This window comes from Microcoleus sp. B4-D4, from assembly GCF_036705185.1.
Taxonomy (GTDB): domain Bacteria; phylum Cyanobacteriota; class Cyanobacteriia; order Cyanobacteriales; family Microcoleaceae; genus Microcoleus.
This window is the reverse complement of the sequence record NZ_JAUBTX010000069.1, coordinates 13,338-29,237: the sequence shown is the minus strand read 5'-3', so window position 1 is coordinate 29,237 and position 15,900 is coordinate 13,338. Positions and strand designations below refer to the sequence as shown.

Annotated in this window: 13 protein-coding genes; 7 read left to right on the top strand and 6 right to left on the bottom strand. The window is 46.1% G+C overall.

Features of this window, described 5'->3' with window-relative positions; all coding sequences use genetic code 11:
* The first annotated feature begins 102 nt into the window (after positions 1–102).
* The 5 genes from QUB13_RS28500 (at position 103) to moeB (ending at position 5,239) form a co-directional block, all read left to right on the top strand.
* Positions 103–1,080 carry a J domain-containing protein gene (locus tag QUB13_RS28500; RefSeq protein ID WP_333387980.1) on the top strand — a complete coding sequence of 326 codons (978 nt, stop codon included), beginning with the start codon at positions 103–105 and terminating at the stop codon, positions 1,078–1,080.
* 381 nt (positions 1,081–1,461) lie between these two features.
* Positions 1,462–2,697, top strand: a complete 1,236-nt coding sequence (locus QUB13_RS28495) for an ATP phosphoribosyltransferase regulatory subunit (RefSeq protein ID WP_333387977.1) — start codon at positions 1,462–1,464, stop codon at positions 2,695–2,697.
* 265 nt (positions 2,698–2,962) lie between these two features.
* Positions 2,963–3,190, top strand: coding sequence for an indolepyruvate ferredoxin oxidoreductase subunit alpha (locus tag QUB13_RS28490; protein ID WP_194010874.1), 228 nt, complete (start codon positions 2,963–2,965; stop codon positions 3,188–3,190).
* 317 nt (positions 3,191–3,507) lie between these two features.
* Positions 3,508–3,987 (top strand): M67 family metallopeptidase, encoded by a 480-nt coding sequence (locus QUB13_RS28485; RefSeq protein ID WP_333387974.1) that lies wholly within the window; start codon positions 3,508–3,510, stop codon positions 3,985–3,987.
* A 79-nt stretch (positions 3,988–4,066) separates the two neighbouring features.
* Complete coding sequence (gene moeB, locus QUB13_RS28480; protein ID WP_333387971.1) at positions 4,067–5,239, top strand: molybdopterin-synthase adenylyltransferase MoeB; 1,173 nt, start codon at positions 4,067–4,069, stop codon at positions 5,237–5,239.
* Positions 5,240–5,419: 180 nt separating this feature from the next.
* Here the strand turns inward: moeB and glsA are convergent, their stop codons facing one another.
* Complete coding sequence (glsA, locus tag QUB13_RS28475) at positions 5,420–6,343, bottom strand: glutaminase A (protein ID WP_333387967.1); 924 nt, start codon at positions 6,341–6,343, stop codon at positions 5,420–5,422.
* Positions 6,344–7,050: 707 nt separating this feature from the next.
* Between glsA and QUB13_RS28470 the strand changes: the two genes are divergently transcribed.
* The gene (locus QUB13_RS28470) at positions 7,051–7,395 is read left to right on the top strand and encodes a hypothetical protein (protein ID WP_333387963.1); all 345 of its coding nucleotides are present in this window, start codon (positions 7,051–7,053) and stop codon (positions 7,393–7,395) included.
* Here the strand turns inward: QUB13_RS28470 and QUB13_RS28465 are convergent.
* On the bottom strand, positions 7,392–8,435 hold the full coding sequence (locus QUB13_RS28465; RefSeq protein ID WP_333387960.1) for a YdcF family protein: 1,044 nt from the start codon (positions 8,433–8,435) through the stop codon (positions 7,392–7,394). The two genes, QUB13_RS28470 and QUB13_RS28465, sit on opposite strands and share 4 nt — an antisense overlap.
* A gap of 431 nt (positions 8,436–8,866) precedes the next feature.
* Positions 8,867–10,354, bottom strand: coding sequence for a polyphosphate:AMP phosphotransferase (pap, locus tag QUB13_RS28460; RefSeq protein ID WP_333387958.1), 1,488 nt, complete (start codon positions 10,352–10,354; stop codon positions 8,867–8,869).
* Positions 10,355–11,151: 797 nt separating this feature from the next.
* Here pap and QUB13_RS28455 point away from each other — a divergent pair.
* Positions 11,152–12,111: a GNAT family N-acetyltransferase gene (locus QUB13_RS28455; protein ID WP_333387955.1), complete on the top strand. Its 960-nt coding sequence runs from the start codon at positions 11,152–11,154 to the stop codon at positions 12,109–12,111.
* Between the two features lie 189 nt (positions 12,112–12,300).
* Here QUB13_RS28455 and QUB13_RS28450 read toward each other — a convergent pair whose 3' ends face one another.
* The 3 genes from QUB13_RS28450 to QUB13_RS28440 all read right to left on the bottom strand — a co-directional run bounded on the left by QUB13_RS28450 (position 12,301) and on the right by QUB13_RS28440 (position 15,614).
* The gene (locus QUB13_RS28450; protein WP_333387952.1) at positions 12,301–13,200 is read right to left on the bottom strand and encodes an ABC transporter ATP-binding protein; all 900 of its coding nucleotides are present in this window, start codon (positions 13,198–13,200) and stop codon (positions 12,301–12,303) included.
* Positions 13,201–13,325: 125 nt separating this feature from the next.
* Positions 13,326–14,099: an ABC transporter permease gene (locus tag QUB13_RS28445; RefSeq protein WP_333387948.1), complete on the bottom strand. Its 774-nt coding sequence runs from the start codon at positions 14,097–14,099 to the stop codon at positions 13,326–13,328.
* Between the two features lie 471 nt (positions 14,100–14,570).
* The gene (locus QUB13_RS28440; protein WP_333387946.1) at positions 14,571–15,614 is read right to left on the bottom strand and encodes a hypothetical protein; all 1,044 of its coding nucleotides are present in this window, start codon (positions 15,612–15,614) and stop codon (positions 14,571–14,573) included.
* Positions 15,615–15,900: the final 286 nt, after the last annotated feature.

Here is a 15,900-nt window from a genome sequence, read left to right as displayed (position 1 = left end):
AGCCGGATGAGGCGAAAGTTTCATGTCCGGTTCTGAAGGAGAGGTAGGGGTAGAAATGCCCCTATCGACTCTAACAAAGCCAGGAAAGCGAGAGTAAAAGTTATGTCTTTTGAAATGACAAAAGGGTTGTTCAAGTACGATTTTACAGATCAGCACGCAATTTTGGGAGTTCCTTTAGACGCCGAGTTTAACGACATCCGCAAGCGCTACATGAAAATTGCCCGACGCTTGCATTCGGATACTTGCTCTTTTGAAAGCCAAGCCGATAAAGATTGGGCCAACCAATTTTTGTCAAAAGTGGTCAATCCGGCCTACAATAGATTCTCCAAAGAAAGCGATCGCAAAGAATACAGCTTGCTGTTAGCAGCCATTAGTAAGCGTGTCCTTAAAGAACAAGGAAAAATGCACATCGAAAGTGCAGCAGCTAAAGAGTTAACTACCGCTAAAAATTTGGAAGAAGCTTACAAAACAGCAGTTAGCAAACTAGCTCTCAAGCAGTACGAATCTGTTGAGGAAACGCAAGAGGCGATCGCTCAAATTAGCGAACTAAACATGGTTTACCTGCTGCGAAAAGAACGGCTTGGCGGTGCGGTTGGAACCGGTTCGCCCACAAAATCAGCAACCCCACCAACTAGCACCGCAACAAAACCAGCCTCCGCAACCCCAGCCTCCGCAACTCCAGCCTCCGCAACTCCAGCCTCCGCAACTCCAGCCTCCGCAACTCCAGCGCCGCCTCCGCCACCCAGAGCCCCAGTAGACTCGGTGGCTGACGGATCTTGCCGCCGAGCTCAAGGATTTATGGACAGCAAAAATTACGCTAAAGCAAGTTTGGAGTTGAGGGAAGCCCTGAAGCGCGATCCAAAACACAGCAAGGCTCACGCTATGTTAGCAATGTGTTACTTTGAGCAAAATCAAGCGACAATGGCGAAACTTGAGATGAACAAAGCTTTGGCATCAAATCCTGAAGAACCGACGGCTTTGGAGGTTAAGAAAAAGCTCGAACAAGCTGCCTCAAAAGCCAAAAAAGGTGAAGAGAAACCAGGATTTTTTGCAAGTTTGTTTAGCGGGAAGAAGAAGTGAGAAGTTGTGAGTTGTGAGTCAGGAATATTTAGAAATTGGTAAACTGCTCAGCAGTGAAGCGATCTTGGTCAAAAGAATCAAGAGTTGGTGATATCACATCCGATCGCACTGACGGGAAAAATGATTGTTCCCATGCAAACCAAAACGCCATCACGCCTTAATTTGTTAAAGTCGAAGGTTAAGCTTGCCTGCTTCGACTTTAACACCGTCCCCTAAAGCTAAGCTTCTAAGCCCAATCTTAGATCTAAAATCTAAAATCGATATGATACCTTAATTTGTTAAAGTCGAATGTTAGGCTTGCCTGCTTCGACTTTAACACCGTCCCTCAAGCTAAGCTTCTAAGCCCAATCTAAAATCTAAAGTCTAAACTCTAAAATTGATATGGTTCACCAACCCCCATCGGGTGCAAGAGATTTATTGCCCCTTGACGTTGCTCAAAAAATTTCGATCGAACGGCGCTTGCAGCAGGTGTTTCACCGCTGGGGCTATCACCGGATTATTACCTCTACTCTAGAAAGGCTGGAGACATTGATGGCTGGGGGCGCGATCGACCGATCGACCTTAATTCAACTCCAAGATGCCGAAGATGGAGAACTCGGCTTGCGGCCAGAATTGACAGCATCCATCGCCAGGGCGGCTGCGATGCGGATGTCCGGGACGCGCTGGCAGCCCCAGCGCCTCTACTACAACGCCAACGTCTTCCGCAAAGGAACAGATACGGGTTCCGGCGGGCAACAGGAGTTCTATCAAGCCGGGGTAGAACTCCTCGGCGCGGGGGGAAGCGTTGCGGATGCGGAAGTGCTGCTGCTGCTGTCTGAGTGCTTGCAGAACTTAGAAATTGATGACTGGCATTTGGTGCTAGGAGAAGCGGGCTTGACGGCAACATTGCTAGAACCGTTTGCGCCAAACGTGCGGCAAAAAGTGCGCCACGCGATCGCCAATCTCGATCGAATAGCCTTGGAAACCTTGCCGCTTTCTGACGAATTGCGAGAAAGAGCTCTGCTGTTGTTTGACCTGCGCGGCCGCCCAGAAGATGTATTGGAGATTGTGGCGAAGCTGGATTTAGATGTACCACAGAAAGCCGCATTAAATGAACTCAAAAGTGCGATCGAACTGCTGGAAAAATGTCAAGCAAAAATCCCCAATTTAAAATCTCACATCCACCTCGATTTGAGTTTAATTCAAACATTTGACTACTACACTGGAATAGTGTTTGAAGTTGTCAGCAGCAGCAAAAGCGGACAGCGAGTTTTAGGACAAGGCGGGCGGTACGATCGACTGTTGGGACTGTTCGATCCCCAAGGCCAAAACTCCCCCGGCATCGGGTTTTGTCTGAATATCGAAGATTTGCACCAAGTATTGCTAACAGGGGGTCAATTGCCCGCAGAGACACCAGCCAGCGAATGGTTGATCGTGCCTCAAACTCCTGAAGCAGCCGCAGCAGCCTTTGATTATGCCCGCAAACTCAGAGAGTCCAGTCCCCCAATCCGGGTAGAAATAGATTTAGAGAATAGGGAAAACGAAGAGGCGGCCAGGGAATACGCACGCGATCGTAGAATTGGTCAAATTGCCTGGGTAAATGCCGAAGGCGCTGCAACAATTGAAACAGTAAATTAAGCTCGATTGTCAAGCTAAATCCTAACATTACGTCCCCCCAATTAGTTATAACAAAGACGGTTCCTAGTGCGAAATTAAATCCGCAAAAAACAGGTTCAGAGTGCGGAATTAAATCCGCAAAAAATTGGTTCGTAGTGAGGACTTTAGTCAGCCAAAAACCATCTTGACCAAAGTCATCACAACGAACCAATTGTATTGTTGTAATTAGACAGACATGATATAATGTCAAATCTAAAAACTAAAAACTAAAAACTAAAATAGAAACATGGCGCACACTATCGTTACAAATATCTGCGAAGGAGTTGCTGATTGTGTCGGCGCTTGTCCGGTGGCTTGCATTCACCCAGGCCCTGGCAAAAACGTCAAAGGCACCGATTGGTATTGGATTGATTTTGATACCTGCATAGACTGCGGCATTTGTCTGCAAGTCTGTCCAGTCGAAAATGCGATCGTCCCAGACGAACGGCCCGAATTGCAGCAAACACCAACTTGATAGCAATCACCCGTAATATCGTTTCCGGTTGCATCGGAATGATTTAACCGCAGAGAACACAGAGGACACAGAGAGAGAGAATAGAGATATGAATACAGGACGATGCTACCGGATTTGATATAAGGCGTGGAGTGCACACCCTACAGTTACAAATTATGCGTACATTGTACACATAGATCAACCAGTAGGGTGTGCGCGGCCCACCATAGATTCACGAATTATACACACACTTACATCAACTTCTTCTCTTCCCTTCTCCTCTCTTCCTTCGCGTCCTTAGCGTCTTCGCGGTTCATTAAAAAAAAGCCTAAAATAAAATGCAAAAAATCGCACTTACCCCCGAACACCTGTTATCAATCCGCACCCACGGCGAAAGCGCTTATCCAGAAGAATGCTGCGGTTTATTGTTAGGTACGATCGCAGAAAGTGTGAAAACTGTAGTAGAAGTTGTGCCGACTGACAACGCTTGGAGTGCCGAAGCTGAAGAGAATTGGCCAGAACAAAAAGAATTGACAGAACAACGCAGATATGCTATTAGACCTGAAGATATGTTGCGGGCGATGAAACACGCGCGCGATCGCAATTTAGACATCATCGGCATATACCATTCTCACCCAGATAATCCCGCAGTGCCCTCGGAGTGCGATCGCACATTGGCCTGGGCCCAATACTCATACATCATAGTGTCCGTCCGACAAGGCAGTTCACAAGAACTCCGCAGTTGGAGTCTCGACTCCGAGGGCTACTTTCAAGCAGAGGAAATTGTCGCAGTCGAACCGACTCAGATTAAGAAATAGTTAGTAAAAATAACAAACACGCAAAAATGCGAAAAATTTAGATAGGATATAATTCAAAATCGGCCTATAACAGAATATCATGCTAAATCCTAATCTGGACGAGATCCAGCTCAACAAACAAGAATACGAACGCTACTCTCGCCACCTCATCCTCCCAGAAGTTGGATTGGAAGGGCAGAAGCGCCTCAAAGCAGCCAGCGTACTCTGCATCGGTACGGGAGGACTCGGTTCGCCGCTGTTGCTGTATTTAGCAGCCGCTGGTGTTGGCCGCATTGGGATTGTAGACTTTGATGTTGTAGACCATTCCAACTTGCAGCGCCAAGTCATCCACGGCACTTCTTGGGTTGGGAAGCCGAAGATTGATTCGGCGAAAAATCGGATTTTAGAAATTAATCCTTTTTGTCAAGTTGATTTGTACAATACTCACGTTAGTTCCGAAAATGCGATCGCCATTGCCACTCCCTACGATATCATCATCGACGGCACGGACAACTTCCCGACTCGCTATTTGATGAACGACGTTGCAGTCCTCTTAAACAAACCCAACATCTACGGTTCCATCTTCCGATTTGAAGGACAAGCCACAGTTTTTAACTACCAAGGTGGCCCGAATTACCGCGATTTGTACCCCGAACCCCCCCCTCCAGGGATGGTTCCTTCCTGTGCCGAAGGTGGCGTTTTAGGCGTTTTGTGCGGCATTATCGGTTCTATCCAAGCAACGGAAGCTATCAAAATTATCTTGGGTCAAGGCACAACCTTGAGCGGCAGATTGTTGCTTTACAATGCCCTAGAAATGACATTCCGCGAATTGAAACTGCGGCCGAATCCAGTGCGCCCCGTAATTGAAAAGTTAATCGATTACGAACAATTCTGCGGCATTCCTCAAGCTAAAGACCAGGAAGCGCAAGAACAACAGCAAATTCCTGAGATGACTGTCACCGAACTTAAAAAGTTAATCGATAGCGGTGCGAAGGATTTTGTACTGTTGGATGTTCGCAATCCCAACGAGTATCAAATTGGTCAAATTCCTGGGTCAGTTTTGGTGCCTTTACCGGATATCGAACACGGCGAAGGTGTTGCAAAAGTCAAGGAATTGTTGAACGGGCACCGCTTGATTGCACACTGCAAAATGGGCGGGCGTTCTGCGAAGGCCTTGGGCATTTTGAAGGAAGCGGGAATTGAGGGGATTAATGTTAAGGGCGGGATTAATGCTTGGAGTCAAGAAGTAGATTCGTCTGTTCCTCAATATTAAGCTCAATCTTGTTGTGGGGCGGGTAATTTGCCCGCCGCACTGCGAACTGTTTTTGTGATGGTAATCGATCGGATATGATATGAAAAGGTCGATCGACCTTCCGAATCCCGAATCCCAGACAGCCAAATATTTCCCCGCCATAACTCAAGGAAATTAAGAGCAATTCAACAGCAATCTTATTTAATCAAATACGCTCAGCCGCAAAGCTTTAGCTATTTGTTCCAATAGAAATAAGCCACCGACAGAATTTCCCTCTCGATCTAAGGGCGGACTGTAACAGCCGATCGCACCCTCGCCCGGAATTACCGAAAGCATTGCCCCGCTAACTCCCGACTTGGCCGGCAGTCCCACCCGCAGCGCAAAACGACCGGATGCTTCATACAAACCGCAAGTAGCCATCAGCGCTTTGACAGTGCGGCAGTTTTCCCAAAGTGCTTCGTCACTCTTTACCAACACCATTCCCAGCTTAGCCAAATCCTCCACATTTCCCGACAAACAACAAATTCGATTGTAGGTTTCTAAGGCAATTTCGGCGTTTTGCAGATAACCAAATTTGAGCATTGCTAAGGCGAGATCCCGATTATTTTGATTCCGCTTTTGATTGACTGAATCCAGCATTAACTCGTCAACAAATAACTGACTGTTTGCTTGTTGGTTCAGCCAAGTTTGCAAGTTTTGACAGCGCGCCACAGCATTGTTACCGGGAATCAGAGACGCTAGGGCGATCGCCCCGCTATTAATCATCGGATTTCTCGGCTTCCCTCCATCTGTTTCGAGTTGAGTCAGCGAATTGAAAGGCATTTCCGAAGGCTCGCAGCCCGCGCAGTCAAAAACCGTTTTTTCGCCCAATTCGCACAGCAAATAAAGCAGCACGAAGGGCTTGACTGCGCTCATCAGCGGGAATGTTTTAGCAATGCTGCCCCAGCTCAAAATGTTACCGTCAATTGCCCGAATTTGCACGGCAAACTCTTGTCTGTCGGCTTCCGCAAGCAGAGGTACGTATGCGGGGATTTGACCGGATTTACTGCGATTAATTGCCTCTTTTACCCAAGCTGCCAGTTGTTCTGGTTGCAGGGAAGATAGTTTGCTAGTGGATTTTTTCACTGTCGATTAAGTCCGTAGGCGCAAATATAGCGGTTCTCAAACGTGGTGAGGATAGCCCAATGCCCATAGCCTCATGCCCAATGCCTTATGCCCTATGCCGCTCGCGTACCTCATATGAGAGCTCGAAAGGCTATATGTATTTTCAAGCTTCATCTACATTTAGAGCGTTTGAAAAGTGAAATGAGCAGTCTCGACGGGCTTTTCATACCATTGTCAAAAAAACCATGCAACAGCAGACAAATGTTAAACCCTTATACAGTAAGTCATTCCTCATCGGGACTGGAAAATATAAAAATGAAAATTATCTGAGTCCGAAATCTGCTTCTTAAAATAATTGCGCCAGTTGAGACATTGCAAGAAACTGGGTTTCTGACACGACATCAACCAAGCTCTGCTTTAAATGTGTTGACATTTTCATCGGCGCGGAGATAATAAATTTACTGACAATTTTTGAGAAAAAATCTGTCTTTGCATAAAAACCTCTCTTTCACCCAGATATATAATAAGCAGCTTGGCTGACAGCGCTGTGACCCACAACCAACCAGCAGTAACTTGAAAGGCCTTCAGGTTCTTCTGTTTAATCCCCAGCCAGGGGCGGGGTGCATATTCAACTTAATTCTCAAAGAGTTCGTGGAATCCGGCCCGGAAAACCCCCGAACCTTTAAGAATGACTACCCAACCGGATCTACCAAAATCAGGACAAAACAATGCCAGATGAAGCGAAAGCAGAAGCACCAAAACCCGCTCCCATGATTTTTAAGGGTGTGTGCAAGGACGGAGTTCTCAAAGGTAAAGAAATCGAAGGCAAACTAGACATCAAAATCAACGTTGAGTCTGTCACAACCCCACCAGCCCCCCCCCAAAAAAAATCCGAGTGGGAAGCGCCTATATTTTGGGCGGTGTTCTTATTAACTGCCAACTTTGCTGTCGGCGACCCCGCAGGACTCAGAAATTACAGCTCCCCACAAAGGTCTCATTCTCATGAGATGTTAAACCAATCTGGGGAGCAGTCGCTGTTGCCTAAGAAAAACACCAGCAACTTGCCACTTTAGGCTCTGGGAGCCTGCCAGCCGCGCATATAGTAATAAAAAGACCCGAAATATTCATCGAATACTCGCGTCGTAGTTACCAAAGCTTCTGCACTAGGCAGAAAATCTGCCGCGTCTAAGCGCAGTCTCGATTTCCCTCCTGACACGGGCTGGTAAGTGTAGAAGTCGGTGGCTCTGGGAATCACCTGGATTCCCATATTTGCAAAAGCTAGGCTGGCGCGGCGCATCTGAATCGCAGATGTGACCAGGATTACTTTACGCCCAACGCCGCGGCTGTCGAGGATCTTTCTCACTTCCTCGGCGCTGGTGCGTATGTTGCGGCCGTTATCGTCGAGAACGATACTGTTGCGGGGCACGCCCATGTTGCTTGCCAGCAAAGTCTCGATATCCTTTGCTTCGCCAGTATAATTCTGTAAATCTGCTCTGGGCCCGGCGGTAACAATCACCAAAGGTGCTAATTGTTTTTTGTACAAAACGGCAGCGTAGGGCAGGCGATTGCCTGTGTCTGCCAGTTGAATCGCTTCTTGGTTGGCGGTGTGGCCGTTAGTCGTTCCCTTGCCGAGGAGGACGATCGCCGCTGCTGTTTCGTCGCAGCAAACTGTGCGAGCAGCCGCATCCCGTTCAGCTTGATCGGCGAACCAGTAAGCGACAACTGGCATACTCGAAAGAATCAAAACTAGCAGTGCTGCCAGGATCATTCTCGGTGCCGGGTTGCGGATACCTCCGTTAGTAATCAGCGCCGATGCAATCACCAGCAGGGTGATCGAAAAACCAAGCGGCTTAAAGAAGAAGGCTATGAGGCCGAAAATCGCTGCTCCGACTGGCGTATCTGGCGCGAAAAAAGCCAAGAACAAAAGGCTGATCAGCAGCAAAACGCGCAGCCTGTCTATTAATGGATTGTCTTTGCCTCCTGATTGATCCCACCACGATTTGATCAGTGAGAAGAGGAGGAATAGAAATAGAATGCGAGCTAAAAGTTCTGGCATCTTGCAATATTCTGTGTCTTCATAAATTAGTACGGAAGTCTGGAAACGATCGCGCATTTAGCTGCGCGAGGAAATACTGGTATCGGTGGTTTTTAATTTTTGCCAATAACCCAGTCCGATCGCATTTCTCAGAAAGGTTCGATTCCCCTCAGCTCTCAACTATTGGTTGCAGGCTGCAAGCCCGCTACTTCCAGTCAATCGATTGAAGAATTGAATAATTTTAGATTTTAGATTGACTCCACAGATAAATCTGGGAGCTGGCACTTCGCTCTAAAATGTTAGAATCTCCAAACAAGATAGTCGGGACACGGTACCCGTTTTGGGGCGGGTTACAGATTGCTGAGAGTTAATTGGTAATTGATAATTGGTAATGGTTGATTGGTAATTGCTAATGGAGCGAGCCAGCAGCCTGTAAAATTGGTAATTCCAGCCTGCTTTCTGCTGCCTGCTATTTTCCCATTATCTGTTACCCATTTACCAATCCCAATTTATAGGCGTTTCAGTTGATTCCGAATTGCCTGCGTTACCGTTTGAATTACTTTAACACGAGCATAATACTTGTTATCGGCCGCAATTAGCGTCCAGGGAGCTGTCGGCGTGTTGGTGCGCTGAATCATTTGATTTACCGCCACTTCATAATAATTCCACTTTTCTCTATTTCGCCAATCTTCTTGAGTAAGTTTGTATTGTTTAAATGAATTGTTTTGTCGGTCTGTAAACCGCTTTAGTTGCTCGTCTGGACTGATGTGCAGCCAGAATTTAACTAAAACACAACCGAAACTGGTGAGTTGCTCCTCAAATTCGTTGATTTCCTGGTAAGCTCGACGCCATTCGAGTTCGGTGGCAAATCCTTCGACTCGCTCGACGAGCACTCTACCATACCAACTGCGATCGCAAATGCTGATTTTACCAGCAGTCGGCAACTCCCGCCAGAAGCGCCAGAGGTAGTGGTGAGCTTTTTCTTCATCCGTCGGCGCAGCAAAGGCATTGACGGTGTAACTGCGGGGGTCTAGAATGTCCGTCAAACGTTTGATCGCTCCTCCTTTGCCGGCCGCATCCCAACCTTCAAACAGCACTAACACGGGGATTTCCTTTTCGTGGATGCTTTGTTGCAGTTCGCCAAAACTCGTTTGTGCTTCGCGAAGTTCGTGTTTGTATTCCTCTGGCGACAAGGATAGAGTTAAATCTACTTGGGCGAGCAAGTCTGGTTCGGTGGGTTGCAACCTTTCTTGAGGCGGCAGTGGAACTGGTGCAGATTGTGTGGGGAGTCTGTCTAGGGCTTCTGTAATTTTGGCTGCCATTTGCGTTAAAACTTTGACTCTCGCCCAGCGCTGACAGTCGCCCTCTACTAGCGTCCAAGGTGCCGGGCCCGTGCCGGTTTGAGTTATCATTTCTTCGGCCAAAGTTCTGTATTCTTGATATTTTTTGGCTTGTTTCCAATCTTCCGGCCGCACTCGCCAAGCTTGTAAAGTATCGTCTTCTAGTTTTTTGAGCCGATGTTTGAGTTCTTTTTTGCTCAGATGAATCCAAAATTTGGCAATTGCCACGCCGTCGTTTACCATCATTCGCTCGAAGGCGTTGATTTGTCTGATGATTGTCGGTACTTCGGCCTCGGAGACTCTCTCGAACAACCGGTCTTCTAAAAGATGAGTGTACCAACTGTGATAAAAAAAGCCAATCCGACCGCGGGCTGGGAGTTTCTGCCAAAACCGCCACAGAAAAGGATAGTCCATTTCTGCCTCTGACGGCGGCCAAATCGGGTGAACGGTAAAGCCGCGCGGGTCCATGTAACCCACCATTTTTTTGACGAGTGCGCCTTTGCCCGCAGCGGCCCAGCCTTCGAGTACGATGATTACGGGCATTTTTTTTTCCCAGCAGGTTTGTTGGAGCGATCGCAACTGCTGCATTAAAACTTCGATTTTGGCCTCATAGGTTTCTTTATCCAACGAAATATCTAAATCGAGGTTGTCAAGCATATTTACCTCACACAAATCCCAGAAAGCAGTTTAACGTCAGTTTAACGTTCGGATAAAGTTAAATCTTCAAGTCTGGCAAAAAGTTATCAAAACTATACTTACGAACGCTTCAAAGCGCGCTGCTTCTGCCGTCTAAACCAGGATCGGGCTAATACTAACAAAACTCCCCTCAGATCGAACTTGCAAAAAAAAACCTGAGCGGTTATAGTTGACTTAGGGAATTTTTTAAGAACTTCAACTGTTCCCCTCCCCCGATCGGGTGAGTTAAAAGAAGCAGCAACAAATTCTTGAAACAGGATTTGTTGTAAGATAGAGCAAAAGTAAAAATCAACTACCCGGTGGGGGTGAAAACTTCTTTACTTAGCTGCATTAAATTTATTTAAACAACAGTTACTTAAGCACCAGCTTTGATAACTTCGAGGACGCTGCTTGCAAAGGTTGGGCGTTCCTCTAACCACAGACTCAAATAAAAAAAACCGCCCAAATGGGCTAACCAATTTTTATGATTGCGCTATGAGATAAAACCTGAAAGCCTGGGTGATATAAACAGGTTTATGAGTTTTATCAACATCATTCTCTAATACTAAAATCAGTTGAGGTGCGGACTGCTGCAGCCCCAAAAAAACATTGATTTATTGTGTAACAGGCTTTTTTGCCTGTTACACGCAAAATTAATTTTTTGTGGAACAGCCATCTTGACTGTTGTTGACATTTGTGCAAAATGTCAGAATTACTCTACTCATTTGCCAATACCGATTAAGAGGAACAGTCCGAAATTACGGATTGCAAAGTTTTTTATGAATATCTTGACGACACGCTCCTACAAGGGCGAAAGTGACTGGTGCGCGATCGCAAATTTAATCGATGATTGCGAAACAGTCGATCGACTAGGCGAAGAAGTTTCAGCAACTGAACTAAAGCTGATCCTTGACGCCCCCCAACTCGACAAAGCCCGCGATGTCCAATTGTGGGAAGACGGTAACTGCAAACTCATCGGTTTGGCACTGTTAGATATGCCAGATTCCACCGATGAAATAGAAGCTTGTCTCTGGTTTTACGTGCATCCAAATGTACGGGGTGAAGGCTTAGAAAAAGACATAATTAAATGGGGAGAAACACGCCTGGGCGAAGTAGGAAAAAAACGCAATTTGCCCGCCAAATTGCACACCTACAGCCGTGAGGATAAAACCGATCTGATGCTGCTGTTAGAGAAACAGGGCTTTGAAGTCGATCGCTATTTTCTCACAATGGCGCGATCGCTCGCCGAACCCATTCCCACACCCGAATTTCCCGCAGACTTTGCGCTGACACACGTATCGGGAGAACAAGATATCCAACCCTGGGTAGAAATGTTCAACCAGTCATTTATCGATCACTGGAACCACCACGATTTAACTGCCGAAATCGTGCGCTACTGGATGCAAGACGAAAATTATCAGCCGGAATTAGATTTAATTGCTGTTTCGGGCGATCGTAAATTTGCAGCTTTCTGCGACTGTCAAATCAAACCCCAAAAAAATCCCCGCAGCGGCACAAAAGACGGCTGGATTGAACTATTGGGAACGCGGCGCGACTTTCGGAAAATGGGTTTAGGAAAAGCAATGTTGTTAGCCGGATTGCACACCTTAAAAGCAGCGGGTGCAAATACCGCTAAACTCAGCGTCGATGCTGACAGTTTGACAGGCGCGACAAAGCTTTATGAATCAGTCGGTTTCCGCCTGATGGAAACTTGGCAATCGTGGGCAAAAGCCGTCTAAACTCATACTTATATCAATTCCGGTTGCATCGGAATAATAAAATCGAGTCAACAGTCAACAGTCAACAGTCAACAGTCAACAGTCAACAGTTACCAGGCTCTGCCTGGTAATGCAGATGCTGTGCCTCTCTCGGCGCGAAGGATTTTGTAGGGCTCGTGGATAGTGCGGGCCAATCCTCCCTTGTCTGTGTCATTGTTCGCTTTGTTTCGTCACCTCGACATAAATATGTTCTAACCGCACCGGATACCGAGCGATGGAATAAATAGAAATCCCATCAAAAAGCAAAATAATCTCTTTTAATTCCAAACGTTCCGGCAGCCAAAAAGCCAAATCGCTACCGTAGCGGCGGGGAATGAAACCGTATTTTGCAGCGCGAACGATCGCCTTTTCTTCCTCCGCAGTTTTAACAACAATAATTTCCTGAGCCGGAATCAGTTTTTGCAACTCCTCCAAACTGCCCTCAGCCACAATACTACCATTCTTTAAAATTCCAATTTTTTGACACAAACGCTCAGCTTCATCCAACAAATGAGTAGTCAGCAAAATTGTAATACCTTCCGATTGCAAGCGCTGAATCAACTCCCAAATTTCATAACGAGCCTCAATATCTAAACCCGTTGTCGGTTCATCTAAAATTACTAATTTAGGCTGGTGTACCAAAGCCACCGCAATATTCAAACGGCGCTGCATCCCTCCGCTCAAAGTTTCCACCGGACTTTGAGCTCTATCAGTCAAATTTACAGCCTTTAAACATTGTTCAACTTGATAGCGGCGCTGCTTGCGGTCTAAAGCATAAATTTGAGCAAAAAAATTGAGATTTTCTTCGCAGCTAAGGCTTTTGTAAAGCAAATTTTCCTGTGGTGCTACACCTATTAACAATTTAGTAGACTCCGAAACAGGTTCGCCATTGATAGAAACTTTGCCACTGTCAGCATTTAGCAAACTGCATAAAATATTGATAGTTGTAGTTTTTCCCGCCCCGTTTGGCCCGAGCAAACCGTAAATTTCTCCTTTTTGAATGTGCAGTGTTAAATCTTTAAGCACTGAACGCGGGCCGTAGGATTTATTCAGCTTTTCTATTTGCAGCAAAATTTTACATCTCCTTAAGTTTAATAGTACGATCGCACAGAGTTAGCGAGAAACCGGGTTTTTTACGACAAATACGGCGCTTTCGCCCACAAATCCAGTAAAAAACCCGGTTTATTCGGTCTTGCTTAAAGCCTTCTTTCCACTCTCAACATCCGCCGATAAGACATCCATCCGCCTCCGATCATTAAAACAGCAAAAATAAACAAAAACCAGAAATGCGATTCAATATCAGCAAAATCTTTGCCGCCAGCCCACACGCCCATCAGCGCTTCGTTCATGTGATAAATAGGATTGTACTGGGCGATATCCAGCAGAGTTTTGGGAAAAAGCGAAGCAGGCAAAAATGCCCCTCCTAAAATCAACAAAGGAACGCCGAAAGCCGCCACTAGCGAGTTGACATCTTCAGTGCGCCTCGCAAACTGCGTTCCGAGAATAAAGCCTACTCCTACGTAAGATATAATACTCAGTAAAATAATCCCGCATCCTAATAAAATAGAGCCTTGAAATTGTGCTCCGAAAAAAGAGGCGATCGCATATACTAAGATTACCTGACCGATGCCGATACAACTGTGAGCCAGAAAAATTCCTAAAAAGTAAGAAGTGCCACTCAAGGGGGAAATAAACAAGCGTTTGAGAGTGTGCTGTTCTCGCTCTGAAACCACCGTTGCTACGCTGCCGCCGAGACAGCTAAAAAATAAAGCCGCTCCTACTAAACTTGCAGGTGCGGCGCTTTCAAAAGCTTTTGCTGTAGTGAGATTAGCCCGTTCTTTTAAAATTAAAGCGTTAATTAGCAAGATAGAAATTGGGAAAATACTCCACAAGACTAAGCTGCGCCGCCGTCTTCCCAATTCAATTAAAATTCGCTGCGCTACTGCGAGGGTTTCGTACCAGTATTTCATAGAGTTTTTATTAGCATTGTTAGAACTAGAAATTGATATTGAGCTAGAAAAAAACTTACAATCAAAAGGGTTCGTTGTGAGGACTTTAATCCGCATCAAGAAGGAATAAATTCCTCACTACGAACCTTATTGATGGTGTTAAATTTACCGGACATTATATGACAATTGAGAACGACACCACGGCATATTATACCAAATTTATAAAATAGCGCTACATATCTATCCCCCCAACCCCCACCTTATAAAGGGGTCGAGTCAAACTTTCGGTAGTAGCATAACTTTATGAAATTGGTATTATATCGCGTCCGGTCTGTTAAAAACGAACCAATCATTTTTGTTGCGGCAATCTACCGGACTTGATATTTTACCATATAAATATCAATAATTTTAAATATTAATAAAAAACCCGCCCGCGCGGGTTTTTTGATTCAATCGGACTCGGTTTTAACTCTTCACTTTCTGTCGCTGCGCTCATTTAATACTAAAGTTCGTACCTCGATAGCATCCTTGAAAAGAAGTTAAACTTGTGCGGTTTATCTGTTCCAATTTGGTGACTAGAGAGTCATTTTCGCCACTTTCAGGAGTAGCATTCCACTTGTAGATAAAGTTGCCCATATGCTCTCCGGTTTCTTCGTAACTGTGTTCTTCTATGGGAACTCCAGAAACTCCAGAAACAGTTTGGTTGTGGTATCCGTTAACAATGATTTTCTCGATAACTGCTCCGGGTTCTACATTCAGGTTCCAGTTAATCGGTTCGTAGGCGGAAAGTGCAAGAATTATTGGCTTGTTTCGGCGTTCTACTTTGACTTCGATAGTGCTTTTCGCTCTTTTTCCGTTCCCGTGAGCGGCATTTGCTTCGTAAACCCCGATTAAGTGAAGCTCTTTATTTCCCTTTGACGAACCGACATAAGACGAAAAATCGTCGGAACCGCCAATCCCGCAGTTGGCGGTAGAACTAATTGGGGAAATAAAAGTTGTTTTTTCGGCTAGTTTCTGTTGCACCGCCGGGACAACCCAGAGTCCGGTTCCGACTCCTAAAGCACCTATCAAAGCGGCTGCGATGCCGAAAGGAATGGCGTTTGTCAGGTTGCGAAAGGCTTTTTTGGCGGTTAGTTTAGATAGCGTTTGCTGCCAAGTTTCAGGGTTTGGTAGCGAACTCTGGCCGCCATCGAGACAAGCTAACAAAGCTAAACTTTCCGGCTGTTCGAGCAGATTCTGCACTGCTTTCTCTTCGCCGGCGTAGAGAATTCTAGTTTCTCTGTCTAAAAGCAACCAGTAGCGATCGCCCTCACCGAAGTTGTATTCTCGTACAGCAGGCTGAACTACATCGTGCTGCAAAAACACCAGCCAAGCCATATTATTGCCGGTACCGACTGTTTTGCCGTCGCTGGAAATAATTTGGTCGATGTCTGGTTCCCAACCCCAGGCTACCCAGCGGCTATCTCCTCGATAACCAAGGGATTTTTCCAGTTGCGGGTGAGCGGTTATTTCTAAGCGTTGAACTAAGTTTGACACAATAGGTATCCTCAAGCGCGTGAAGCGAAGCTATCCTGTTCGCGAAGCGTTCCCGAAGGGTAGGGAATCGGCACTTCAATGTCTTAGCTTAACTCATCCCAGGCAGTTCAAAAAGTGCCCGCGCCATTGACATTTCCACCGTTTGGAGACAAATTGTTGCTCCGGGGAGTGATATAAGGCGAACTTCCCGGATTGAGATTATTGGGAGTGGTATTCGGCGAACTTCCCGGATTGAGATTGTTGGGAGTGATATTCGGCGAAGTTCCCGGATTGAGATTACTGGGAG

Bases quoted from the DNA above. Each gene is read 5' to 3' on its own strand.
- QUB13_RS28485 (WP_333387974.1), top strand. From the start codon at position 3,508: ATGCAAAAAATCGCACTTACCCCCGAACACCTGTTATCAATCCGCACC.
- QUB13_RS28500 (WP_333387980.1), top strand. From the start codon at position 103: ATGTCTTTTGAAATGACAAAAGGGTTGTTCAAGTACGATTTTACAGAT.
- QUB13_RS28490 (WP_194010874.1), top strand. From the start codon at position 2,963: ATGGCGCACACTATCGTTACAAATATCTGCGAAGGAGTTGCTGATTGT.
- QUB13_RS28455 (WP_333387955.1), top strand. From the start codon at position 11,152: ATGAATATCTTGACGACACGCTCCTACAAGGGCGAAAGTGACTGGTGC.
- QUB13_RS28495 (WP_333387977.1), top strand. From the start codon at position 1,462: ATGGTTCACCAACCCCCATCGGGTGCAAGAGATTTATTGCCCCTTGAC.
- moeB (WP_333387971.1), top strand. From the start codon at position 4,067: ATGCTAAATCCTAATCTGGACGAGATCCAGCTCAACAAACAAGAATAC.
- pap (WP_333387958.1), bottom strand. From the start codon at position 10,354: ATGCTTGACAACCTCGATTTAGATATTTCGTTGGATAAAGAAACCTAT.
- QUB13_RS28465 (WP_333387960.1), bottom strand. From the start codon at position 8,435: ATGCGCGATCGTTTCCAGACTTCCGTACTAATTTATGAAGACACAGAA.
- QUB13_RS28445 (WP_333387948.1), bottom strand. From the start codon at position 14,099: ATGAAATACTGGTACGAAACCCTCGCAGTAGCGCAGCGAATTTTAATT.
- QUB13_RS28470 (WP_333387963.1), top strand. From the start codon at position 7,051: ATGCCAGATGAAGCGAAAGCAGAAGCACCAAAACCCGCTCCCATGATT.